The 25457-nt window shown below is 28.2% G+C and carries 23 protein-coding genes; 11 read left to right on the top strand and 12 right to left on the bottom strand.

Annotated elements, in window-relative coordinates; translation table 11 throughout:
* Nucleotides 1-13: 13 nt before the first annotated feature.
* From dut to R3342_RS09110, 3 genes are read right to left on the bottom strand one after another with little or no spacing between them, the layout of a single operon-like run.
* Nucleotides 14-445: a dUTP diphosphatase gene (gene dut, locus R3342_RS09120; RefSeq protein WP_318939724.1), complete on the bottom strand. Its 432-nt coding sequence runs from the start codon at nucleotides 443-445 to the stop codon at nucleotides 14-16.
* A gap of 2 nt (nucleotides 446-447) precedes the next feature.
* Nucleotides 448-1293, bottom strand: coding sequence for an alpha/beta hydrolase (locus tag R3342_RS09115; protein WP_318939723.1), 846 nt, complete (start codon nucleotides 1291-1293; stop codon nucleotides 448-450).
* Between the two features lie 4 nt (nucleotides 1294-1297).
* The gene (locus R3342_RS09110; RefSeq protein ID WP_318939722.1) at nucleotides 1298-2752 is read right to left on the bottom strand and encodes a polysaccharide biosynthesis C-terminal domain-containing protein; all 1455 of its coding nucleotides are present in this window, start codon (nucleotides 2750-2752) and stop codon (nucleotides 1298-1300) included.
* Between the two features lie 133 nt (nucleotides 2753-2885).
* Between R3342_RS09110 and R3342_RS09105 the strand changes: the two genes are divergently transcribed.
* The 4 genes from R3342_RS09105 to R3342_RS09090 all read left to right on the top strand — a co-directional run bounded on the left by R3342_RS09105 (nucleotide 2886) and on the right by R3342_RS09090 (nucleotide 6972).
* Nucleotides 2886-3881 (top strand): NAD(P)H-dependent glycerol-3-phosphate dehydrogenase, encoded by a 996-nt coding sequence (locus R3342_RS09105; RefSeq protein WP_318939721.1) that lies wholly within the window; start codon nucleotides 2886-2888, stop codon nucleotides 3879-3881.
* Between the two features lie 108 nt (nucleotides 3882-3989).
* Complete coding sequence (locus R3342_RS09100) at nucleotides 3990-4181, top strand: cold shock domain-containing protein (protein WP_318939720.1); 192 nt, start codon at nucleotides 3990-3992, stop codon at nucleotides 4179-4181.
* 141 nt (nucleotides 4182-4322) lie between these two features.
* A complete protein-coding gene (gene hemG / locus R3342_RS09095) occupies nucleotides 4323-4850 on the top strand; it encodes a menaquinone-dependent protoporphyrinogen IX dehydrogenase (protein WP_318939719.1) in 528 nt (175 codons plus the stop codon).
* Between the two features lie 166 nt (nucleotides 4851-5016).
* The gene (locus R3342_RS09090) at nucleotides 5017-6972 is read left to right on the top strand and encodes a PAS domain S-box protein (protein WP_318939718.1); all 1956 of its coding nucleotides are present in this window, start codon (nucleotides 5017-5019) and stop codon (nucleotides 6970-6972) included.
* A 1-nt stretch (nucleotide 6973) separates the two neighbouring features.
* Here the strand turns inward: R3342_RS09090 and R3342_RS09085 are convergent, their stop codons facing one another.
* The 3 genes from R3342_RS09085 to pheS form a co-directional block, all read right to left on the bottom strand.
* On the bottom strand, nucleotides 6974-7375 hold the full coding sequence (locus tag R3342_RS09085) for a hypothetical protein (protein ID WP_318939717.1): 402 nt from the start codon (nucleotides 7373-7375) through the stop codon (nucleotides 6974-6976).
* Between the two features lie 3 nt (nucleotides 7376-7378).
* The gene (locus R3342_RS09080; RefSeq protein WP_318939716.1) at nucleotides 7379-7918 is read right to left on the bottom strand and encodes a GNAT family protein; all 540 of its coding nucleotides are present in this window, start codon (nucleotides 7916-7918) and stop codon (nucleotides 7379-7381) included.
* 89 nt (nucleotides 7919-8007) lie between these two features.
* Nucleotides 8008-9027 (bottom strand): phenylalanine--tRNA ligase subunit alpha, encoded by a 1020-nt coding sequence (gene pheS, locus R3342_RS09075; protein ID WP_318939715.1) that lies wholly within the window; start codon nucleotides 9025-9027, stop codon nucleotides 8008-8010.
* Nucleotides 9028-9255: 228 nt separating this feature from the next.
* On the opposite strand from pheS, the gene gdhA (R3342_RS09070) reads away from it, so the two are divergent.
* The 4 genes from gdhA (R3342_RS09070) (at nucleotide 9256) to dinB (ending at nucleotide 16394) form a co-directional block, all read left to right on the top strand.
* Complete coding sequence (gdhA, locus tag R3342_RS09070) at nucleotides 9256-10599, top strand: NADP-specific glutamate dehydrogenase (RefSeq protein ID WP_318939714.1); 1344 nt, start codon at nucleotides 9256-9258, stop codon at nucleotides 10597-10599.
* A gap of 109 nt (nucleotides 10600-10708) precedes the next feature.
* Complete coding sequence (locus R3342_RS09065; protein ID WP_318939713.1) at nucleotides 10709-13750, top strand: PEP/pyruvate-binding domain-containing protein; 3042 nt, start codon at nucleotides 10709-10711, stop codon at nucleotides 13748-13750.
* Between the two features lie 129 nt (nucleotides 13751-13879).
* Nucleotides 13880-15217, top strand: a complete 1338-nt coding sequence (gene gdhA, locus R3342_RS09060) for an NADP-specific glutamate dehydrogenase (RefSeq protein ID WP_318939712.1) — start codon at nucleotides 13880-13882, stop codon at nucleotides 15215-15217.
* 85 nt (nucleotides 15218-15302) lie between these two features.
* The gene (gene dinB / locus R3342_RS09055) at nucleotides 15303-16394 is read left to right on the top strand and encodes a DNA polymerase IV (protein WP_318939711.1); all 1092 of its coding nucleotides are present in this window, start codon (nucleotides 15303-15305) and stop codon (nucleotides 16392-16394) included.
* Here dinB and R3342_RS09050 read toward each other — a convergent pair.
* Nucleotides 16391-17524 carry a saccharopine dehydrogenase family protein gene (locus R3342_RS09050; RefSeq protein WP_318939710.1) on the bottom strand — a complete coding sequence of 378 codons (1134 nt, stop codon included), beginning with the start codon at nucleotides 17522-17524 and terminating at the stop codon, nucleotides 16391-16393. The genes dinB and R3342_RS09050 overlap by 4 nt on opposite strands.
* Before the next feature lie 211 nt (nucleotides 17525-17735).
* The gene (locus R3342_RS09045; RefSeq protein ID WP_318939709.1) at nucleotides 17736-18251 is read right to left on the bottom strand and encodes a GNAT family N-acetyltransferase; all 516 of its coding nucleotides are present in this window, start codon (nucleotides 18249-18251) and stop codon (nucleotides 17736-17738) included.
* A 203-nt stretch (nucleotides 18252-18454) separates the two neighbouring features.
* On the opposite strand from R3342_RS09045, the gene R3342_RS09040 reads away from it, so the two are divergent.
* Nucleotides 18455-19225, top strand: a complete 771-nt coding sequence (locus tag R3342_RS09040) for a membrane metalloprotease (protein ID WP_318939708.1) — start codon at nucleotides 18455-18457, stop codon at nucleotides 19223-19225.
* Between the two features lie 33 nt (nucleotides 19226-19258).
* On the opposite strand, the gene R3342_RS09035 is transcribed toward R3342_RS09040, so the two are convergent.
* Complete coding sequence (locus R3342_RS09035; protein ID WP_318939707.1) at nucleotides 19259-19987, bottom strand: sulfite exporter TauE/SafE family protein; 729 nt, start codon at nucleotides 19985-19987, stop codon at nucleotides 19259-19261.
* A gap of 76 nt (nucleotides 19988-20063) precedes the next feature.
* The gene (locus tag R3342_RS09030; protein WP_318939706.1) at nucleotides 20064-21002 is read right to left on the bottom strand and encodes a TIGR01212 family radical SAM protein; all 939 of its coding nucleotides are present in this window, start codon (nucleotides 21000-21002) and stop codon (nucleotides 20064-20066) included.
* Nucleotides 21003-21066: 64 nt separating this feature from the next.
* Between R3342_RS09030 and R3342_RS09025 the strand changes: the two genes are divergently transcribed.
* Nucleotides 21067-21522 carry a 3-oxoacyl-ACP synthase gene (locus R3342_RS09025; RefSeq protein WP_318939705.1) on the top strand — a complete coding sequence of 152 codons (456 nt, stop codon included), beginning with the start codon at nucleotides 21067-21069 and terminating at the stop codon, nucleotides 21520-21522.
* 79 nt (nucleotides 21523-21601) lie between these two features.
* On the opposite strand, the gene R3342_RS09020 is transcribed toward R3342_RS09025, so the two are convergent.
* Complete coding sequence (locus R3342_RS09020; protein ID WP_318939704.1) at nucleotides 21602-23746, bottom strand: prolyl oligopeptidase family serine peptidase; 2145 nt, start codon at nucleotides 23744-23746, stop codon at nucleotides 21602-21604.
* Between the two features lie 185 nt (nucleotides 23747-23931).
* On the opposite strand from R3342_RS09020, the gene trxA reads away from it, so the two are divergent.
* Nucleotides 23932-24288 (top strand): thioredoxin, encoded by a 357-nt coding sequence (gene trxA, locus R3342_RS09015; protein WP_318939703.1) that lies wholly within the window; start codon nucleotides 23932-23934, stop codon nucleotides 24286-24288.
* Between the two features lie 71 nt (nucleotides 24289-24359).
* On the opposite strand, the gene R3342_RS09010 is transcribed toward trxA, so the two are convergent.
* On the bottom strand, nucleotides 24360-25349 hold the full coding sequence (locus R3342_RS09010; RefSeq protein WP_318939702.1) for an aspartate-semialdehyde dehydrogenase: 990 nt from the start codon (nucleotides 25347-25349) through the stop codon (nucleotides 24360-24362).
* Between the last annotated feature and the right edge of the window lie 108 nt (nucleotides 25350-25457).

Genomic DNA, 25457 nt, shown 5'->3' with positions numbered 1-25457 from the left:
ATAACAAAAAAAGTTATAAACCAGTACTTCCAAAACCTCCTGAGCCTCTTTCTGTTTCACTCAAAATTTCTACTTCTTCCCAGTTAGCGCGTTCATGTTTTGCAATTACTAATTGAGCTATTCGTTCCCCATCATTTATTATAAAATCATTATTAGATAAGTTCACTAAAATAACACCTATTTCACCTCTATAATCTGCGTCTACCGTGCCAGGAGAATTTAAAACTGTAATTCCTTTTTTAGCTGCAAGCCCACTTCTTGGACGTACTTGCGCTTCGGTTCCTACAGGCAAAGCAATAAACAAACCCGTTTTAACAATTGCTCTTTCTAAAGGTTTTAAAGTAATTGATTCAGTAATATTTGCTCGCAAATCCATTCCTGCAGATGCAATAGTTTCATAACTTGGTAATTCGTGTTTTGATTTGTTAATGATTTGTATTTTCATAATTAGTGTATTTTATAAAGCCATGAAATTATTTTTAAAAATTCGTTTTTCCATGTAGCTTCATTATGTTTTCCGTTTGGATTTATGCCTATTTTTAAATTATTTACCGGAAAACCAGTTGCAATTAATAAGTTTTTCATGTTTTTAGTGTCTGAATCCATAGATTCTCCTTCTTTACCTCCAACGTATAAATATAATTTTATCTTAGAAGTATTTCCAAATTTCTTAGTAAAATCAATAACTTTATTTGAAAACCAAAAAGATGTAGAAAGCGCACCAATTTTACCAAAAATATTCGAATATTTTAGTCCTCCATAATACGAAATTAAACCTCCTAATGAGCTGCCAATTAATGCTGTTTGTTTTGCTTGTTTTTTAGTCCGATAATTAGCGTCAATATAAGGTTTTAAAGTGTGCACAATAAAATCTATATAAATTTCTCCTTTACCACCTCCATATTTTTTATTTTTCCAAGGTGTATATTCATTAATTCTTTCGTTTCCTCCATTTTCTATTCCAACCACAATAAAGCCTTTTCCTGTTTTTTCAAACAATTTATTTAAAGTTTCATCAACTTGCCATTCTCCTATATATGAAGTTGCATTATCAAATAAATTTTGAGCATCATGCATATAAATTACTGGAAATTTTTTAGATGTTTTAGTATAATTTGGCGGTAAATACACCCAAATTTTATGAGAAATATTATTTAAGTTTTGTATTACAAACTCCTTTTTTAAAATGGAAACATTTTTTGCTGCTGTGGATTTCTTTTCAATTGAATTTTGAGCTGTTACTACTGAAACAGAAAAGCAAATTATTGTAAAAAAACTAATTATTTTTTTCATAAAACTATCGTTTAATAATTGCTAATATTTCCTTTTTTTCATTCCAAAAAATTAAAATCCCAAAAGCCAAAACAAGTCCTGCAGAAATTAAATAATTTTCTCTAAAATACTGGAATGAAACAAATGAAATAATGATAGAAGCTACTAAATAACTTCCAGATTTTTTTAAATTATATGGAACTTTATAATGTTTTTTTCCAATAAAATAAGAAAGAATCGTCATACTTCCATAAGCAAATAAAGTTGCCCAAGCAGAAGCCATAAACCCAATAATTGGTATTAAAGTTACATTAGCTACAATAGTAATTATTGCTCCAATTATAGAAAATAACATGGCATAACGTGTTTTATCGGTTAACTTATACCAAATTGCTAAATTGTGATAAACTCCTAATAATAAATTTGCTAACAAAACAATTGGTACAATGCCAATAGCTTCCCAATATGCCTTATTTATAAATAATTGTTTTAAAACATCAATAAAAACTACAATACTAACAAATACCAAAGCGCCAATTATTATAAAATAATTTAAAATTTTAGCATACGTTTCTTTTGCGTTTTTTTGATCAGAATGATTAAAAAAGAACGGCTCAGCTCCTAAGCGAAATGCCATAATGTATAAATTCATAAAAATAGCTAGCTTATAACAAGCAGCATAAATTCCCATAGCATTTTTATCTATTAATTTTCCGATTAAAATTTTATCTAAATTTTCATTAATTACATACGCAATTCCCGCTATTGCAATTGGCCAAGAATACGAAAGCATTTTTTTTAATAAAGCAACATTAAAAGTCCATTTAAATTTCAACAAATAAGGAACTAATAGTAGCAACGAAATAGCGCTTCCTATTAAATTAGCAATAAAAATAAAGTTTACAATTTTTGTACTATTAAAGGCTGAAACTAAAAATTTTGGAACATGCTTTCCTTCATTAATATATTCCGGAATAAATTTTAGGAAAATTAAATTTATTACAACAATTACAAAAACGTTTAAAAGCTTAATGGTTGTGTACCTTATAGGTCTGTTTGTAGCTCTCAAATATGCAAAAGGAATAACTGCTAAAGTATCTATCGTTAAAATTCCTATTAATAATTTAAACTGAATAGGATTATGTTCAAAATCAAAAATATTTATAAAAAAATCAGTAAACGAAATAGCTATTATTATAAAAATAAATGCGGAAAATGCCACACTTAAAAAAGCCGTAGAAAGTAAAGAATCTTTATTTTTTTCCGATTTATAAAACCTAAAAAAAGCTGTTTCAAAGCCAAAAGTTAATAAAATAGCAAATAAAGCCGCCCAAATATAAAAGTTAGTGTTTTCAGCATAATTATTAGTTGGTAAAGCATCTGTTTGAACTTTTACTAATAAAAAGTTTATTACCCTAGGTAAAACAGCTGCAATTCCGTAGATAATGGTGTCTTTAAAAAATCTTTTAAGTGCGCTCAATTAGAAATAAGTATTAGTAAAATATACCGTATAAATGTACAAAAGTAATCATTTGATTTCCTATTAAAATTCAAGCTAATTTAAAAATCATTTAATTTAGATTTTATACTTTTGAATTCTAAAATTTCATAGAATGAATAAATTACCTAAGGTTGCTGTTTTTGGAGGTGGAAGTTGGGCTACCGCAATTGTAAAAATGTTATGCGAAAACTTAGATCAGGTTGGATGGTATATGCGTAATAAAGCTACAATTAGTTATATAAAAAAAGAACACCATAATCCAAATTACCTAAGTTCTGCCGAATTTGATGTTTCAAAACTAAAAATGACCAACAACATAAATCAAATGGTTAAATATGCAGATGTTTTAATTTTCGTTATTCCATCTGCATTTTTAAAATCGGAATTAGATAAAATAACCGTTGATTTTTCTAATAAAATTATATTTTCAGCAATTAAAGGAATTGTTCCTGAATCAGGATTAATTGTTGGCGAACATTTTAATCAACTGCTAAATATCCCTATTGAAAACATTGGTGTAATTTCTGGTCCTTGCCACGCAGAAGAAGTTGCTATGGAACGTTTATCCTATTTAACTATTTCTTGTAGAGATGAAGAAAAAGCAATAATGTTAAGCAATTACTTATCAAGCGATTATATTAAAACTAAAATTTCTGATGATATTATAGGAATTGAATATGCGGCAATGTTAAAAAATATTTATGCAATTGCCGCTGGTATAGCACACGGATTAGGTTATGGAGATAACTTCCAATCGGTTTTAATGTCTAATTCTATTAGAGAAATGAAACGATTTATCAAAAAAATACATAAAATGAAACGAAATATTAATAACTCTGCTTATTTAGGCGATTTATTAGTTACAGGATATTCCATTTTTAGTAGAAACCGTATGTTTGGAAATATGATTGGTAAAGGGTATACCGTAAAAAGTGCTATGATGGAAATGAGTATGATTGCAGAAGGCTATTACGCTTCAAAAAGCGCCTATTTAATAAACGAAAAAAATAAAGCTAAAACTCCAATTATTGATGCTGTTTATGCTGTGCTTTACAAACAAAAAAATCCTAAAAAAATATTCTCAAAATTAACAGAACTATTAGACTAACAACAACTTACATCAAATAATTTTAAAAAAATTAGCTGTTTTTTTTTATAAAAATATGATTTAAATCGAAATAAGTTTATATTTGCTTTTTAACATATTTATTTAACAATGAAAAAAGGAACAGTAAAATTTTTCAACGAAACTAAAGGATTTGGTTTTATTACAGAAGAGAATTCAGGCACAGATTACTTTGTACACATCTCTGGTTTAATTGACGAAATTAAACAAGGTGATGATGTTGAATTTGAACTAAAAGAAGGTAAAAAAGGTTTAAACGCAGTAAATGTAAAAGTAATTTAATATTTATTACATAAATTTTTTTAAAGTACAAGCCAGCCTAATTAGGCTGGTTTTTCTTTTATATTGCTATTGATTTATATCATACTTGTAACTTAAATAGTTTTGTAAATTTGTTACTTACTAATATTTAAGTATTTAATTATGAGTGATAAAATTGGAATTTTGTACTGCTCTATAGATGGGCAAACTCATAAAATATGTAATTTTATTAAAGATAAATTACAACAAAACAATCAAAATGTAGATTTATTTTCAATAGACGATTTTAATTCAAAAATTTCTAATTACAAAACTTTTGTTGTTGCTTCAAGTATACGATATGGTATTCATAATGAAAAAATAATCAACTTTATTAAAGCGCATAAAAAAGAATTAGATGCAACTAAAACTGCATTTATTTCTGTTAATTTAGTTGCAAGAAAACCAGAAAAAAACACTCCGGAAACTAATCCATATGTAGTTAAATTTTTTAAAACTATAAACTGGAAACCAACTATTGTTGAAGTTTTTGCTGGAATGTTAGATTACCAACGATATAAATTTTTTGATAGAATTATGATTCAATTTATTATGTGGATGACCAAAGGGCCTACCGACAAAAACACAAAAATTGAATATACTAATTGGGAAAAAGTAGCTCAATTTTCTGAAAAACTTTCTAAGTTATAATTAGCTTGTTTAGTATGTTTTTAGATAATAAATTAAAAAATTAAACAATTGCTATTTTCTTTCAATAATTACTTAAATAAACAAAATATAAATTTTTCTGGCCTTCATTTTTTTAATAAAAACAAGTTTTATTCAAAAAAAATAAGTAAATTTAAAATCTAACTAATTGAAATTTAGGTTAAAAGCTATGACAAACAACCTATCCAATGCTGTAGAAAACTCAACTACACCAAAATCAAACACAAATAACAATCTTCATTTTAACTATTTATTTGATGTTGCTGGAGATGCTATTTTGTTAGCAGATATAGAAACTGGACAAATATTAGAGTGTAATAAAGTAGCTTGTAAAAATTTAGGATATACAAAAAAAGAACTATTAAAATTAAAAGTAAGTGATTTAGATACTACAGATTTCGATTTAAAAAAAGAACAAAAAAGATGGCAAAATATTAGGCCTGAAAAACCAGTTACTATTGAAAAATATCATAAACGTAAAGATGGAAGTTCTTTTCCTGTTGAAATTAAAATTTCTACAATAGAAGCTAATGGTAAAAAAATGGCTTTAGGCATTGCTAGAAATATAACCGAGCAAAAAAAAATTAAAGAACAGATTGCAGAAAGCGAAGAGAAATATAAAGCTTTATATGAAAAAGCTCCCTTAGCTTATCAATCACTTAATAAAGATGGTATTATTATAGATGTTAATCCTGCTTGGTTAAAAACCTTAGGATATAAAAAAGCAGAAGTAATTAACAAATATTTTGGGGATTTTTTAACCAAAAAATCTCACGAAAAATTCAAATCTCTTTTCCCTGTTTTTAAAGAAACAGGACATATTCATAGTGAACAATATACTATGATTAAAAAGGACAAAACAAAAATTCAGGTTTTATATGAAGGTTGCATTAGCAAAAATGCTGATGGAGAATTTAAACAATCTTATTGTACATTTAAAGATATTACTGAAGAAACTCTTGTTAGAAAAGAATTAATTAAAGCCAAAGAAAAAGCAGAAGAAAGTAGTAGATTAAAGTCTGAGTTTTTGCATAATATGTCTCATGAAATTAGAACTCCTATGAACGGAATTTTAGGATTCTCAGAATTATTAGGAAGCCCAAATTTACCTGCCGAAAAACAAAAACATTATATTACGATAATTCAGAATAGCGGAAAATTATTACTTCGAATTATAGATGATATTTTAGAAATTTCAAGATTAGGAACAAAACAAGTTAAAGTAATTAACGAACCCGTTTGTTTAAACAATTTACTTGTAGAATTATTTTCAATATTTGATAACAAAGCCAAAGAAAATAGAACGCCATTATATTTAAAAAATTCTCTTTCAGATAAAGAAAGTATAATTGAAACCGATATAACTAAATTGCATAAAATTATTTGCAACTTATTAGAAAATGCCATAAAATACACCAATGAAGGATATATTGAACTTGGTTATTATTTAGAAAATGATAACCTTAAAATATATGTAAAAGATACAGGAATAGGAATTTTATCAAGCAAATTAAAAATTATTTTCGGACGTTTTACACAAGCAAACGATCATCCACTAAGTAGTAATGCCTCTGGTTTAGGATTAGGACTTTCAATTGCTAAAGAAAATGCCGAATTATTAGGTGGTACTTTAGAAGTAATTTCTAAAGTTATGAAAGGCTCTGAGTTTATTTTAACTTTACCATATGAACCTATTTCTAAAAAAATAAAAAAGGAAATTACTACAAATTTAAAAAGAAAGAAATGTAAAGTGTTAATTGCAGAAGACGAAGAAGTTAATGTATTATATCTTGAAACAATAATTCACGCCTTTGCAGATTGCACAATTATACATGCTAAAAATGGAAAAGAAGCCGTGGATATAATTAAGCAAGATAAAACTATTAATATAATTTTAATGGATTTAAAAATGCCTGTAATGAACGGTTTTGAAGCAACTAAAGAAATTAAAAAAATACGACCGAACGCTATTATTATTGCACAAACTGCATATTCTACAAACAACGAAAAGGAAAAAGCATTAGAATATGGTTGTTCCGAATTTATTTCGAAACCTATAGATAAAGAAAAAATAAAAACCGTATTAAAAAAATATATAAAATAACTTACTTTATAAGAATACCTCGTTTATTTAACATAGGAATTTGACGTAAATTACCTTCTTTAATGATTCCTTTTTTAAAAACATATTTTTTATCAAACATTTTATTTCCTTCAAAAAAAGTAACATTAAAAAAATTAGTAAGTTTTAAAACTTCGTTTTGTAGTAATTCAATTTTAGCGAAAGAGTTAGCCGGTAATTTCTCAATTTTATGTCTTAAAACTGCGGTTTCAATTCCTTTAGTTTCGTCATAACCTTTAGAAACAATTAAAATCATTTCAATAGGTATTTCTTTAGCATTAATTATATATGTATTCCAATCATCACATTTAAATTCTTCATTATATTCTTTAACTGCCGCAATAAAAACGTTAGAAACTTCAGGTATTTTAATATCTTTTTTCATTTTTTATTTCCACTCATTTTTAAGAATAGCAAATATTAAATCATCCGCCCATTCTCCATTTATAAGTAAACTTTCTCTAAAATGTGCTTCTTTTCTAAAGCCTAATCGCTCAAAAAGCTCTATGGATTTATTGTTTTCAGGATCAATGGATGCAGTTATTCTATGCTTATTTAATTTATTAAACAAAAAATCAATTGTTCCTTTTAAAGCTTCTGTTGCAAATCCTTTTCCTTGCTGATTTTTATCTAATGTAATTCCTATTTCGACTTGTTTTTTATCTGTATCTAAAAAATGAACACCAATATCTCCAACTAATTCATTAGAATTTCTTTCAATTATAACAAATTGAAACCAAGAATCTACAATATCAATTTCAGTGGAAGTTTTTTTTATAAATTCATAAGCATCTTCCAATTCCTTTGGAATCCATCCTTGAAATTTATTTGTAACAGCATCAGACCTGTATTTAAATAATTCAACTGCGTCTTTATTGTCAATTGGTCTTAAACGTAACCTAAGCGTCTCTATAATTACTTTTTCCATCGTTAAATTTTATTTGCAATAAACAATATTAATTCTTTGCAGTTAATCTTAATAAAAAAAGTTACTTAAAGTTTCCTAGAAAGTCGTATTTACAAAACAGATTTAAATTGCTCTAAAAAGCGAATATCGTTTTCATAAAACATTCTAATATCTGGAATTTGATATAATAACATTGCAATACGTTCAATTCCCATTCCAAATGCATATCCAGAATATTTTTCTGGATCAATATTTGCGTTTTTAAGCACGTTTGGGTCAACCATTCCGCATCCCATAATTTCCAACCAGCCTGTACCTTTAGTAATTTTGTAATCTACTTCAGTTTCTAATCCCCAATAAATATCAACTTCTGCACTTGGCTCCGTAAATGGGAAATAAGATGGACGCAATCTAATTTTAGATTTGCCAAACATTTCTTTTGTAAAATACAACAGCGTTTGTTTTAAATCAGCAAAGGAAACATCCGTATCAATATATAACCCTTCTACTTGATGAAAAATACAATGTGAACGCGCCGAAATATCTTCATTTCTAAATACTCTACCTGGTGAAATGGTTCTAATTGGCGGTTTATTGTTTTCCATGTATCTAACCTGAACCGAAGAAGTGTGCGTTCTTAATAAAATATCTGGATTTTTTTCAATAAAAAAAGTATCCTGCATATCACGCGCAGGGTGGTATTCTGGTAAATTTAGCGCTGTAAAATTATGCCAATCGTCTTCAATTTCAGGACCTTCAGAAACATTAAAACCAACTCTAGAAAATACATCAATTATTTTATTCCTTACAATAGAAATTGGATGTCTAGCTCCTAATTCAATTGGCTCTTCAGGTTTTGTTAAATCTCCATAAACTCCTTTTAATTCTTTAGTGTTTTCTAAAGATTCTTTAAGCTCTGTTACTTTTTCTTGAGCCCTATTTTTTAATGTGTTTAAAAATTGCCCAAATTCTTTTCTATCTTCAGGTGCAACATTTTTAAATGCAGCAAATAAATCATTTAAAATTCCTTTTTTTCCTAAAAACTTAATTCTAAAAGCTTCTATTTCTTCAGAAGTTTTTGCATTAAATTCTGAAATTTCAGCAAGAAACTCTTTAACTTTATCTATCATCTTCCATAAAAATTAGATTGCAAATTTAAACAATTTTATTGGGTTTTTAACTTTTCTGAATGGGGTTTAAAAAGGGTATTAAAATTTAATATTTACAAATTTAACGAAAACGTTTTCGTTAAATTAAAAAAAATATCAATTCGAAACTTATTTCCTTTATTTTCATCATATTATTAATTATATTTGAGTAATAATTTAACAAATATTTAAAATATCTTATCTTTAATTATGAAATCTAAAATAGATGAGTTCATGAATTTGGTGAAAAAAAGTAACCCAAATGAGCCAGAATTTTTACAAGCCGTACAAGAAGTTGCGGAGGCCGTTATCCCTTTTATTGAAAAAAATCCTCAGTATAAAGGTAAAAAACTACTTGAAAGAATGGTTGAGCCTGAAAGAACAATAATTTTTAGAGTTCCATGGGTTAATGATAAAGGAGATACTGTTGTAAATAGAGGTTTTAGAATAGAATTTAATTCAGCAATTGGCCCATATAAAGGAGGTTTGCGTTTTCATCCTTCTGTTAATTTAAGTATTTTAAAATTTTTAGGTTTTGAACAAACATTTAAAAATTCACTAACTACACTTCCAATGGGAGGTGCTAAAGGAGGTTCAGATTTTGATCCTAAAGGAAAATCGGATGCAGAAGTAATGCGTTTTTGCCAATCTTTTATGTCAGAACTTTATAGACATATTGGCCCAAATACAGATGTTCCCGCAGGAGATATTGGAGTTGGCGGAAGAGAAATAGGTTTTTTATATGGGCAATATAAGCGTTTAAGAAATGAGTTTACTGGAGTTTTAACTGGTAAAGGAATGTCTTTTGGAGGATCTTTAATAAGACCAGAAGCTACTGGTTATGGAACTGTATATTTTGCAAAAAACATGTTAGCTACGCAAAGTAAATTATTTAAAGGAAAAACAGTAGTTATTTCAGGTTCAGGTAATGTTGCGCAATATGCTTGTGAAAAAGCTTCACAATTAGGCGGTAAAGTTGTTACGCTTTCTGATTCATCAGGATATATTTATGATAAGGCAGGTATTTATGCAGATAAATTAGCATACGTATTTAAATTAAAAAATGTTAAACGTGGTAGAATTAGCGAATATGTAAAAAAATATCCTTCAGCTCAATTCTTTAAAAATGAAAAACCTTGGGGAGTAAAATGCGATATCGCTTTGCCATGTGCAACTCAAAATGAATTAGACGAAGCTGCTGCTAAAACATTAGTTGCAAATGGAGTTATTTGTGTTTCAGAAGGGGCAAATATGCCTACTACACCAGAAGCAATAAATGTTTTTCAATCAAATAAAATTTTATATTCTCCTGGAAAAGCTTCTAATGCAGGTGGTGTTTCTGTTTCTGGGTTAGAAATGAGCCAAAATTCTATGCGTTATAACTGGACCACTAAAGAGGTAGATACCAAACTACATGGAATTATGTTTAATATTCATCAAGCCTGTGTAAAATACGGTAAAGATTCCAATGGATATATTGATTATGTTAAAGGAGCAAATATTGCTGGATTTGTAAAAGTAGCCGACGCAATGTTAGCACAAGGAGTTGTTTAATCTCAAAAAAAAGAATTAAAAATGCTGCTAATTAGCAGCATTTTTTTTGGTTAGTAGTACAAAAAGCGTTTAAATTAGGGAAAAAATTAAAAATAGGGAAATACTTATTATGGATAGCGAAAAAAATAACCGATTGCCAGATTTAAAAACCTATAAATTTGAAGATGTAGCCTTTAATCAATTGATGCAAAATCGTATTAATAACATATTAATTGTATGTTCTAATTACGATTATTATATGTTAGAAGAAGATGGTAGAATTGATGAGCGGATTTTTAATGAGTATACTGCCTTAAATTTACGTTATCCACCTAGTTTTACACATGCAAATTCAGCAAGAAGAGCTATTAAAATGCTTGAAGCCAATAAAATTGATTTAGTTATTACTTGGCTAGATATTGGAAATTACAAAGCTTTTGAAACCTCTAAACAAATAAAAGATGCTTTTCCAGATGTGCCTATTGCGGCTTTAAGTTTGTATTCTTCAGAATTACGTAAAAAATTAAAAAGCGGAAATACAGGTATTATTGATTATGTTTTTCATTGGAACGGAAATGTGGATATTTTTTTGGCAATTATAAAACTAACTGAGGATAGAATGAATGCAGAAAATGATATTAATAAAATTGGTGTAAAAGCCATTTTATTAGTAGAAGATTCTTTAAAATTTTATTCCCGGTATTTGCCAATTATTTATAAAATTTTAATGAAACAAACTCGCTCTTTTATGTCCGAAGGATTAAATGAACATAGAAGAATGATGCTTATGCGAGGTCGTCCTAAAATTTTACTAGCAACAAATTACGAAGATGGAATAAATTTATTTCAAACCTATCAGCAAAATTTATTAGGCGTAATTTCTGATGTAAATTATTTTAAAGGAGGCAAAAGAAATCCAAAAGCTGGGTTTGCATTCTTAAAATATGTTAGAAGTGTAGAACGTTATTTTCCTTTTTTAATTCAGTCTTCAAACATAGAAAATCAAAAAAAAGCGCTGGAACTTAAAGGTAAATTTTTACATAAATATTCAAGCACTTTAGGAACCGATATTAAAAAATACATTACTAAATATTTTTCATTTGGTGATTTTGAATTTTGGGACCCAGAGCAAGAAAAAGTACTTGTAAAAGTTAAAGATTTAAATAGTTTTCAAAAAGCATTATCTATTGTTTCGCTTGAATCTATAAAATATCATGCCAAAAGAAGTGAGTACTCTAAATGGCTAAAATCCAGAGCTTTATTTTCTTTAGCAAATTTATTTAGCAATGTAGAATATGATGATTTTGATCATCCTGAAGAAATAAGAGATTTTTTAATTAAAGCCATAAAAGTATATCGAATTTACCAATCACGAGGAGTAATTGCAAATTTTGATAAAGATAAATATGATGAATATTTAGGATTTGCAAGAATTGGAGAAGGCGCATTAGGAGGTAAAGGTCGCGGTTTAGCTTTTGTAGATTCCTTTTTAAAACGCCACAAATTATTTAATAAATATAAAGATGTATTTATTTCCATTCCTAGAACTGTTGTTTTAAGTACTGAAGTTTTTGATGAATTTATTGAGCAACACGATTTAATAAATTTTGTGGTAAAATGTAATAGCGATGAAGAAATATTAAATGAATTTATTTCAAAGCCTTTACCAAAATGGGTAGAAGATGATATAGCTGCATTTTTAAATATTATTAAAAGACCTATTGCCGTTCGTTCATCAAGCGTATTAGAAGATTCTCATTATCAACCTTTTGCTGGAGTTTTTGCAACTTATATGATTCCACATTCGGGTAAGAAAAAAATGCTTAAAATGGCAAGTAATGCTGTTAAATCGGTTATTGCATCTTCATTTTTCCAAAATAGCAAATCTTATTTGGAAGCAACTTCACACAGTATTGAAGAAGATAAAATGGCGGTTATTTTACAAGAATTAACAGGTAAAGAATATGAAGATGTTTATTATCCTAACATTTCAGGTGTGGCTCGTTCTATTAATTTCTATCCAATTGGAAATGAAAAACCTCACGAAGGAATTGCTAATATAGCTTTAGGTTTGGGTGAAATTATTGTAGGAGGAGGACAAACTTTAAGATTTTCGCCATATCATCCTAAAAAAGTTTTACAATTATCCTCTCCAGGATCATCTCAAAGAGATACACAAAAATATTTTTACGGGCTCGATTTAAATCCAGATAGCTATAAGGTTTCTACAAGTGAGGCTATTAATAAAAAGAAAATTAGTATTAGAGCTGCAAAAAATCATAATTCCTTAAAATTTGTAGCATCAACGTATGACCTTCAAAATAATATAATTAAACCTGGAACTTTACACGATGGAATTCGTGTAATTACTTTTGATAATGTACTAAAATATGGAACATTTCCTTTAGCTGAAATTTTACAAGAATTATTAAGAATAGGACAGCGAGAAATGCGAAATCCTATTGAAATAGAATTTGCAATAAATTTAGATGTTCCAAAAGGTCAACCTAGAATTTTTAGCTTTTTACAAATAAGACCTATTGTAGAAAGTATTGAAACTAAAAGTGAACTTCCAAAAGATTTTGATGAAAAAGACACTATTATTTATTCAAAATCGGCTTTAGGAAATGGAACTTACGACCATATTCAAGATTTTGTTTATGTAAAACCTGAAACTTTTAATTCTGCAAACACAAGAGAAATAGCTAAAGCCGTTGAAAAAATAAATAAAGATTTTTTGAAAAAAGATAAACAATATATTTTAGTTGGTCCCGGACGTTGGGGTTCTAGTGATCCTTGGTTAGGAATTCCGGTTATTTGGCCTCAAATTTCTGCTGCAAAAATAATTGTAGAAGCAGGATTGCATGATTTTAGAATTGACCCAAGTCAAGGAACTCACTTCTTTCAAAATTTAACATCATTTAGAGTTGGCTATTTTACTATAAATCCATTTTTAAATGACGGTTTTTTTGACATAGATTATTTAAACAATCAAAAAGCTGTATATGAAGATGAGTATTTACGGCATATAGAATTTAAAACTCCCTTAACTGTAATTATTGAAGGAAAAAATAATAAGGCTGCCATTTATAAAGAAAATTTTGACTGGAAAAAAGCCAGTAATAATAGTGAAGATTTAATAGACGATTTACCCCCAGATGGGTTTATGTAACAATAATATCAATATGATAAAAATCAGCACATTATTATGATAATAATGGATTTTTTATACTTAAATTTGTAGACAATTTAATTTAAATTAATAACAAACCTAATTTAATTATTTAAAATCACAATAAAAATGAATGTTAATACTATAATTAACAACTTGGAGGCAAAGCATCCGGGTGAAAAAGAATACTTACAAGCAGTACATGAGGTTTTAGAATCTATTGAAACTATTTACAATGAAAATCCTCAATATGAAGCTGCAAAAATAATTGAACGTTTAGTTGAACCTGATCGTATCTTAACCTTTAGAGTTTCTTGGACTGATGACGAAGGTCAAGTACATGTAAACTTAGGTTACAGAGTTCATTTTAACAATGCTATTGGTCCATATAAAGGTGGGCTTAGATTACACCCTAGTGTAAATTTAAGCATTTTGAAATTCTTAGGATTTGAACAAACTTTCAAAAATGCACTTACTACTCTACCAATGGGAGGTGCAAAAGGTGGATCTGATTTTAATCCTAAAGGGAAATCGGATGCTGAAATTATGCGATTCTGTCAAGCTTTTATGTTAGAGTTATGGAGAGTTATTGGCCCTAATACTGATGTTCCTGCAGGAGATATAGGAACTGGTGGTAGAGAAATTGGTTATTTATACGGAATGTATAAAAAATTACAAATGGAAAACACTGGTGTTTTAACTGGTAAAGGTTTAAATTGGGGTGGTAGTTTAATTAGACCAGAAGCTACTGGTTTTGGAGCTACTTACTTTGCTAAAGAAATGTTAGCAGTTAATAATGATACTTTTAAAGGAAAAACAGTTACTGTTTCTGGCTTTGGAAATGTTGCTTGGGGTGTTGCTTTAAAAGTAACCGAACTTGGCGGTAAAGTAGTTACTATTTCTGGCCCTGATGGATATATTTATGATGAAAAAGGATTAGATGCTGAAAAAATTGATTATTTATTAGAATTACGCGCTTCTAATAATGACATCGTTTCTCCTTATGCTGATGAATTCCCTGAAGCTAAATTTATTCCAGGTAAAAAACCTTGGGAAGTAAAATGTGATATTGCTATGCCAAGTGCAATTCAAAATGAATTAAATGGTGAAGATGCTAAAAAATTAATTGCTAATGGTGTACAATATGCTGCTGAAGTTTCTAATATGGGATGTACCCCTGAAGCTATAGAAGAGTTCCAAAAAGCTGGAATTCCTTTTGCGCCAGGTAAAGCGGTTAATGCTGGTGGTGTTGCAGTTTCAGGACTTGAAATGTCTCAAAATGCAATGAAATTAAATTGGACTACCGAAGAAGTAGATGCTAAATTACATCACATTATGTCTTCAATCCATGAAGCTTGTATTAAATATGGTACTCAAAGTGATGGTTACATCAACTATGTAAATGGAGCAAATATTGCTGGATTTATTAAAGTTGCTGATGCTATGCTAGATCAAGGTATTATATAATTTTACAATTCAATAAATAAAAAAGCTCACCAAATTGGTGGGCTTTTTTTATGGAGTATTATCTTCAATTTTGTAGTTTTAAAAAGTGAAGGAAATAATAACCTACCGAAAAATAATCCATATTGATATGGATGCCTTTTTTGCCTCTGTTGAGCAATTAGATAATCCTGAATTAATAGGAAAACCAGTTGCTGTTGGCGGAGGCAGTGAAAGAGGTGTTGTTGCTGCAGCAAGTTATGAAGCTCGAAAATTTGGAGTTAAGTCTGCTATGAGCGGAGCGATGGCCAAAAGAAATTGTCCTAATTTAATATTTGTAAAACCACGTTTTAGCAGATATAAAGATATTTCTAATAAAATTAGAGCTATATTTTATGAATATACCGATTTAGTAGAACCACTTTCCTTAGATGAAGCTTATTTAGATGTAACCGTAAATAAAAAAGGAAATCCTTCAGCTAGTTTAATTGCTAAAGAAATAAGAAACAGAATTTTTAATGAACTACACTTAAAAGCTTCCGCAGGAATTTCAATAAATAAATTTATAGCCAAAGTTGCTTCAGATATAAATAAACCTAACGGTCAAAAAACAATTCCTCCTGAAGAAGTTGTTACTTTTTTAGAAGAATTGCCAATTGAAAAATTTTTTGGAATTGGAAAAGTAACCGCTTCAAAAATGTATAATTTAGGCATTTTTAACGGAAAAGATTTAAAAGAAAAAAATATTGAATTTTTAGCAAAACATTTTAATAAAGCTGGTTTACATTACTACAATATAGTTAGAGGTGTTCAACAAAGTGAAGTTAAACCTAATAGAATTAGAAAATCGGTTGCTGCAGAGCATACGTTTACTAAAAATTTAACTTCTGAAGTTTTTATGCTTGAACGATTAGAGAATATTTCCGAAGAACTAGAACAACGTTTAATTAATTCAAAAGTTTCGGGAAAAACCATTACTTTAAAAATAAAATATAGCGATTTTAAAACACAAACACGTAGCAAAACATTACCTTACTTTGTTAAAGATAAAGCAATTATACTTGATACTGTAAAAGAGTTACTTTTTCAAGAAAAGGTAAAAAATTCTGTTCGTTTGTTAGGTATTTCAGTAACTAATTTAAATACATTATCTAAAAAAATTGAAAAACAAATAAACGTACAATTGAAATTTGAATTTTAAAATTCCTCTTTTATATACTTTACATTTCGTTCTTTTAAATAATTTAAAATATATTCAAAAACACCTTTTTTACTTCCTATTAATTCTGGTGGAAACACACCTTTTTCTTTAAATAATCCATCTAAAAACATATTGGCTGCTGCTGTTGCTGTGTAACCTGTTGTTCTTGCCATTGATGAGGTTTTAGTTTTAGGACAAAATTCATCGTGTAAATGGTAAACAATAGTTTTTGAGTTGTTATTTATATCGATTCCTTTTAAACTAATTTTCATTACAGTTAATTCTTCTTCTGTTTCTCCTAATTTCCACTCGTTAAATAATATTTTTGAAGTAAACTCTAATGGAGATATTTTATTACCATTAATTTTAATAGGATTCGTATCAAAAAAACCACTTTGTTTTAAAACTTGAACATATTCCACATGTCCAGGATATCGTAATGTCTTTTCTTTCATGTTTTTAATATGTGACATGGTAAAAATTAGCGAACGTAACCCGTCAGAATTAAAAGATTCTAACGTTCCAACACTTTTAAAATCTACTAATTCAACATCTGACAAAGCATCCTTAATAATTACATTTCCATTTTCAACATATCTAGCTGGTCTAGTATATTCTTCAATTACATCTACTGGAGAAAAAGGAGCTTTATAATTAAAAGGCCACTTTTTAACTTTAGGCAAACCACCAACCAAACATTCAAAATCAGTTATTTTTAATTTTTCATTGTAATGACCTAAAATAATATTTCCCATACCTGGCGCAACTCCGCAATCTACAATAGCAGTTACATTATTTTTTTTTGCTAATTCGTCTAATTCAAGAGAATTTTCTGGAAAAAAGGAAATATCTACTACGTTTTTCTTGGCTTCAAGAATATTTTTTAAAGTTTGAAAACCCAAAAAACCTGGAACAGCACAAATTACTAAATCAAAAGGTTGAAGTTTTATTTCAAGTTCAATTTTATTAGTTACATCTATTTGAAGTGTTTGCAACTTATTGCATTTATTTACAGCTATTTCAAGAGCTTTTTGACTAAAATCAGCTAATGTTATGTTATGTTTTTTTGTTAAATCAATGGCCATTGTTGAGCCAACCATACCGGCTCCTAATACTATTATATTGCTCATAATTGTGTGAGATTTTAAAATGAAAAAAGAAAATAATTGTGATTTGAAAGTTGTAACTCTCTTTTAAAAATAAGGCGAAACTATAAGCCTGGAATTAATATCCAAGGCATTTCGGAAAGTTGTATTATTTGATAATTTACCAAACTTAAATTTAATTTAAACGATGGAAAGATATCTATTTTTTTTATGGCAACCTATTGTTTGCAAATATTTAATACGCTAAGTACATTATATGATTTGGATTAGAATGTGTTTCAGAAATTTGAAAATTATATTTTCCAACTATTTTAAATCCTGTTTTGTTATAAAATTTAATTGCCCTTTCATTTTTTATCCAAACAGCCAACCAAATACCTTTTTGATTGTTTTTTTTAGATAGTTCAACATTAAAATCGAATAGTTTTTTACCTAAATTTTTACCATAAAAATCTTTCAACAAATAAAACCTATCTAATTTGGTAACATTTTTATATTCAATATTAGTATTTGGAGAATTCAGTTCAATTTTAGAATATCCAACTGCTTTATTTTTATAATAAATTATATGGTATTTGATATTTAAATTTTCTAATTCTTTTGATATATTTTCCTTGCTATACGTTTTAAAAACAAACGTTTCAATATCCTCTTTTGAAGCACTTTTGCCGTGTGATTCCCAAAACGATTTTTTACCAATTTCAGCTATTAATTCACAGTGCTCAATTTCACCTTTAATAATCTTTATCATTTTAAATTCTTGATGTTTTTAACCTGCTATAAACATACAATTTTATTTCTTTTACTCAAGTAATTGAAATATATGCACTATCATTTATTAACAACAATCTTGACAGATTATATATATTTTGTGTTTATTTGCAAAAAAAATTAATATTATGTATTAAAACGGTAATTATTAGCGTTATAACTTATAATTTTTAACCCTTTTTCATGAAAAACATACTTAAAAGCCTTTTGATCTTTAGTTTATTTATTGCGTGTAGTAAAGGTGACGATACTTTTAATTCAGGTTCAACTTCTATTGCAGATTATCCTTATTTACAGCAAGTAGGATATTCAGCTAATGATATTTTATCAAACAATACATTTTCTACTATTTATATTGAAGTAATGTATGTTAATGGTTTTGCTCCAACAGATAATACACTTAATAATTTTAAAAATTTTATTGAGCAAAGAACTTATAAAACAAATGTTATTGTGGAGAAAAAAGAAATAACTCCCCCAGTACAAACCACCTATTCAATAGATGATATACGAACAATTGAAGATGATAATAGAACTCATTTTTCAGCTAATAATCAAATAGCACTTTCCGCCATCTTTATAAATGGAGCCTCTGCAAATAACACCTCTGATTCGTATGTATTAGGAACCGCATACAGAAATACTTCATTTGTTATTTTCGAAGAATCTGTACAATCATTTTCAGATAGCCAATTTGAACCAAGTAGAGAAGTTTTAGAATCAACGGTAGTTTTACATGAATTTGGTCATTTATTAGGATTAGTAAATGTTGGAACAACTATGGTTACTGATCATCAAGACACCGCAAATGGAGCTCATTGTACAGATCAAAATTGCTTAATGTATTATAAAGCTGAAAATGGTAGTAGTATTGGTAATATGGTTTCAGGTGGACAAATACCACAATTAGATTCGTTTTGTTTAGAAGATTTAAAAGCAAATGGAGGAAGATAAAAATATATATTAATAGAGAAAAATTTATAATAACTAAAAGAACAGTACTTTAAAAACTGTAACAATTCCAGTTGTTAAAATAAGTAATAGCACAATTTTTTTAAACTTTTGTTCTGAAATTTTATTTAATATTTTTTTTCCAATAAAAGTTCCTAAAATACTAGCCACTAACAATAAAGGTATTAAATACAAGTCATGTTTGTGCAAATAACCGTTCATGTAATAAACAAAACCTCTACTAAAATCTATTCCAAAATCTATAATAGCAGAAGTCGCAATAAAAATTTCAATTTTCAAATTAAATGCTGCTAGAGTCATTCCTCTAATAGCTCCTCCCGTACCAATAACACCTGCAATTAAGCCCGAAAATATTCCACCTAAAATTGAATTTTTAGCAGTAGGTTTTATGGTTAAATCTTTAAAAATAAGTAACAATAAACTAGTGGTGATTAAAAAAAATCCTAAAAAAACCTCAAGCCAATTTGATTGAATAAATTTACTTATATAAGAACCAATAATTACAAAAATAATAGCTGGAATACCAATATATAAAATTAATTTTTTATCGAAACCTTTTCTGAAAAATGCAATTTTTGTAAGATTACTTGACAGATGAAATATTGCAGTAATACCCAATACAGAATGAAAATCTAAAAAAAAACTTGCAATTGGAATAAAAAACAATGAGGAACCAAACCCTCCTACAGTACCAATTATTTCAGCTATTAACGCTAAAAAAATAAATAATAACAAGTAATCCAAAATCCGTAAATTTTCTAATAAAACCTTTTTAAAAATACGGCTTTATTTTAAAGACTACTAATTGTACATAGATTATTTATAAATGGTATTTATAATTTTTCCCTTGCCAACTATTTTTTTCGATAAGTTTTTTATCAATTTTAGCAACAATTTCAAAATTTTTTAAATTCCCCCATTTTGGTGCAATTAATAAATCTTTTGGAGCCTCACTAACAAACCGTTCAATAATAATATCTGGGCTTAAATAACTTATAAATTCAGTAATAAAATCAATATAATTTTCAGAAGTAAATAAGTTAAAATTTTCAGGGTTCCTTTTGTATTGCACAGCCATTACCGAATTTTTTACTATTTGTAAATGGTGTAGTTTTAAAGTATCAATTGGTAGTTTAGAAATTTCCTTTGCATGTTGCAATAATACCTTTTTAGTTTCTCTAGGTAAACCAATTATTAAATGAGCTCCTAAATGAAAACCTTTATTTTTACAACGTTCAAATGCTTTTTTGGTGTCTTCAAAAGTGTGACATCTATTTACATTTAATAAAGTTTTTTCTGAAGTACTTTCAACACCAAACTCTAAAGAAATAAAATACTTTTTTGAAAGAAATGATAGATACTCAATTATTTCATCTGAAATACAATCTGGTCTTGTACCAATAACTAGACCAACAATTTTAGGAACGCGTAAAGCTTCTTCATACATTTTTTTTAACGATTCAATATCAGAATACGTATTGGTATATGCTTGAAAATAAGCCAAATATTTATTGTTTTTCTTTTTTTTAGAAAAAAAGTCAATACCTTGTTCTAGTTGCTGTTTTATACTTTTTTCAGGTTCACAATAATCTGGATTAAACGTATTATTATTACAATACGTACAACCTCCATAACCTTTTAAACCATCTCTATTTGGACAAGAAAACCCAATATTTAAAGCTATTTTTTGTACTCTTTCACCAAACTTTAGTTTAATAAAAGAAGAATAATCTAAATATCGTTTTCCTGTAAATTGCATTTATAAAAATTGTATGACAAAATTATTAAAAGAATATAGATTGAGTTACTTTTACCTATAAATTATGAAGCGTTTTCTAGAAATAAAAAAGAGTTTATTGGAGGCTTGTTTGCTTTTTGTAAATAAAAAACAGCAAACCATTTCTTCTATTATAACTTCTAACAAAAAAGCATTGCTTTCAGAAACAAAAAGTTCTGCTGGTGATAAACACGAAACAGGTAGAGCAATGATTCAACTTGAAATGGAAAAAGCTGGAGCACAATTAGCTGAAATAAATGAAATGAACGCTGTTTTAAAAAAAATTGATGTTAAAAAAACTTCTAAAATAGTTTGCTTGGGAAGCTTAATTTTAACCAACAAAGCAAATTATTATTTAGCAATTAGCGTTGGAAAAATCACTATAAATTTAGTGGATTACTATGCAGTTTCCACAAATTCACCAATTGGGAAGCAATTATTAGGTAAAAAAATTGGAGATATCATACCTTTTAATGATGCTGAAATATTGGAAATAAATTGAATTTTAATAAAAATTGGGCTTGTTGAAATTTTAATTAAAGGTTTCGACAAGCCCAATTTGACAAAAAGTTTTTTTAATATTATCCTTTTACTTTTGTTTTACTAGGTAAATCTTTATATCCCATATTATATAAAGTGAATCCAAAAATATCTGCGTATTGTTCAATAGTTTTGGATACAGGAGTACCGGCTCCATGACCTGCATTAGTTTCAATTCGAATTAAAATAGGTGCATTACCACCTTGTTTTGCTTGTAATTGAGCAGCAAATTTAAAAGAATGTGCAGGAACAACACGATCATCATGATCACCAGTTGTTATTAATGTTGCTGGGTAATGAACTCCTTTTTTTACATTTTGAACTGGAGAATACCCTTTTAAATATTCAAACATTTCTTTAGAATCATCTGAAGTTCCATAATCATAAGCCCAACCTGCTCCGGCTGTAAATTTATGATAACGTAACATGTCCATAACACCAACAGCAGGTAAAGCAACTTTCATTAAATCTGGTCGTTGCGTCATAGTTGCGCCAACTAATAAACCTCCGTTTGAAGCACCTCTAATTGCTAAATATTTTGATGAAGTATAATTGTTTTTAATTAAATATTCGGCTGCAGCAATAAAATCATCAAACACATTTTGTTTCTTCATTTTAATACCTGCATTATGCCATTTTTCGCCATATTCACCTCCACCACGTAAATTTGGTACAGCATAAACACCACCTTGTTCCATCCAAACAGCATTTACAATACTAAAACTTGGAGTTATGCTAATATTAAATCCTCCATAACCGTATAAAATAGTTGGGTTTTTACCGTTTAATACAGTACCTTTTTTATAGGAAATTATCATTGGAATTTTAGTTCCATCTTTTGAATTATAAAAAACTTGATGCGATTCAAAATCATCAGAATTAAAATCGATAGCAGGTTTTTTGTATAAAGAAGTCTTTCCTGTTTCTGTATTTAAATCGTAAATAGAGCTAGGAGTAATATAATTTGAGAACGAATAATAAATAATTTTTTGATCTTTTTTGCCTCTAAAACCAGAAGCAGTTCCTATACCAGGTAATTTAATATCTCTAATAAGTTTACCATTATAATCGTATTGTTTTACTTTAGAAATAGCATCAACCATATATTTTGCAAAAATGTAGCCATTTCCTGTAGAAGGAGTTAGTACATTACTTGTTTCTGGAATTACATCTACCCAATTTTTTGGTTCAGGATTAGATGCGTTAACCTTTATTACTCGTTTATTTGGAGCATTTAAATTGGTAACTAAAAATAAAATATCTCCTTTACTATCTAGCAATGAAGTTGTTGATTCGAAATTAGAAACTATAGGTATTATTTCACTATTCTTATTGGTTAAATCCTTAATATATAATTCATTACCTGATGTTGAAATTGATGCGCTTATTAATAAATAATGGCCATCTTCTGTAACATTTCCACCAACATATCTTCTTTTTTGATCTTTCCCAAATATTATTTGATCTTCTTTTTGAGAAGTTCCTAGTTTATGATAAAATAAGTGATGTTGGTCTGTTTTAGCGGAAAGCTCGCTTCCTTTAGGTTTTTCATAACTAGAATAAAAGAACCCTTCATTGTTTTTCCAAGAAATTCCACTAAATTTTACATCAACAATAGTATCTTCTTTAATTTTTTTGGATTCGGCATCCATTACAATAATTTTACGCCAATCGGAACCTCCTTCAGAAATAGAATAAGCAACTGTTTCTCCATTTTTAGAAAAAGAAACATTCCCTAACGAAGTAGTTCCATCTTTTGAAAAAGTATTTGGATCTAAAAATACTTCAGGTGTTTCTTCTCCTTTTTGTCTGTAAAGAACATATTGATTTTGTAGTCCATTATTTTTATAAAAATAGGTGTAATTACCTTCTTTAAATGGAGCTCCAATTTTTTCGTAATTCCATAATTTTTCTAACCTTTTTTTTAATTCTTCTCTGTAAGGAATTTTGGCTAAATAATTATAAGTAAATTCATTTTCTTTTTCTACCCAATTGCCAGTTTCAGTAGAAGTATCATCCTCTAACCATCTATATGGATCTTTAACTTTTGTTCCAAAATAATCAGTAACAGTATCAACTTTTTTTGTGGCTGGATAGTTCAAACTAATTTCGTTTTTATTTGATTCAGAATTTTTACAAGAAATTAATAAAATTCCAAAAAGAGCGATTAATATAATATTTTTCATGATTATTGTTTTATAATACCTAACAAATTTAACTAAAAAGAGTGTAGATAAATGTATGTTTTTTTTTAAATTGCTTGATAATTAATGGGTGTAACCAAAGTTACGCAAACTTTGTAAGTTTTTATGTCACTTTGCAGACTAATAAAGTGCATAAAAGTATTTTATGAATTTAAAAAAAGTAGAAAATGACTGAATATTTAACTAAAGAAACTTTTTTAGAAAAAGTTTTTAATTACGAAAAAAATAAAGAGTGGAAGTTTGAAGGTGAATTACCATGTGTTATTGATTTTTATGCTGATTGGTGTGGTCCTTGTAAAATGGTTGCCCCAGTTTTAGAAGAATTAAGCAACGAATATGAAGGTAAATTAAACATCTATAAAGTTGATACTGAAGCTCAACAAGAATTAGCTGGTGCATTTGGAATTAGAAGTATTCCTTCTATATTATTTTGTCCTAAAGATGGAGAACCTCAAATGGCTCAAGGTGCATTACCTAAACATCAATTGGAACAAATTTTTAAAGACGTTTTAAAAATAGCTTAATGGTTTAAACCCCAAAATCCTGAAGACAAAAGCCGCATAATATGCGGCTTTTATTTTTTCATTAATTTTAATTATACTAACTCGTTTTCAATCAAATATTCTGCAATTTGAATGGTATTGGTTGCTGCACCTTTTCTAAGATTATCGGATACAATCCACATATTTAACGTATTTGGTTGCGATTCGTCTCTACGGATACGCCCAACAAAAACTTCATCTTTATTATGTGCGTAAATTGGCATTGGATACGTATTAGTATCTAAATTATCCTGAACAACAACACCGGAAGTTTCACTTAACAATTTACGAACTTCATTTAACTCAAAATCATTTTCAAATTGAACATTTACCGCCTCAGAATGTCCACCAGCTGTTGGAATACGAACTGCAGTTGCAGTTACTGAAAATGATTCATCATTTAATATTTTTTTTGGTTCTTTCACTAATTTCATTTCTTCTTTAGTGTATCCATTTTCTAAAAAAACATCGCAGTGTGGAATTGCATTTCGGTTAATTGGATAATGATAAGCCATTTCTCCTTTAATTCCTTTGGCTTCATTTTCTAGTTGTTGTACTGCCTTTACTCCAGTTCCTGAAACAGATTGATAGGTTGAAATTACCACTCGTTTCATTTTATATTTTTTGTGTAAAGGAGCTAATGCCATAACTAATTGAATAGTTGAACAATTAGGGTTTGCAATAATTTTATCTTCTTTTGTTAACACATAACCATTTATTTCAGGAACGACTAATTTTTTAGAAGAATCCATTCTCCAAGCAGAAGAATTATCTACAACTGTAGTTCCAACTTCGGCAAACTTTGGTGCCCACAATTCTGAAGTAGTTCCTCCAGCTGAGAATAAGGCAATATCTGGGCGCGCATTAACGGCGTCTTGTAATCCAATAACCGTATATGTTTTTTCTTTATATGTTAATTGTTTACCAACTGATTTTTCTGAAGCAACCAAAAGTAGTTCATCAATTGGAAAATTTCGTTCCTCTAAAACCTGTAACATTACATTTCCTACCATTCCGGTAGCGCCAACAACAGCAACTTTCATATAAAAGAATTTAAATATTAATTAAATGCAAATCTTATAAAAAATTGTAAGAAAAATGTAGTAAATAAGCATTAATTAACAAATAAATATACTTTTGTTAAATAGGTA

Origin of the sequence: Lutibacter sp. (assembly GCF_033723435.1) — a bacterium.
Taxonomy (GTDB): domain Bacteria; phylum Bacteroidota; class Bacteroidia; order Flavobacteriales; family Flavobacteriaceae; genus Lutibacter.
Note: the sequence above shows the minus strand (reverse complement) of the source record. Positions and strands in the feature narration are given on the sequence as shown.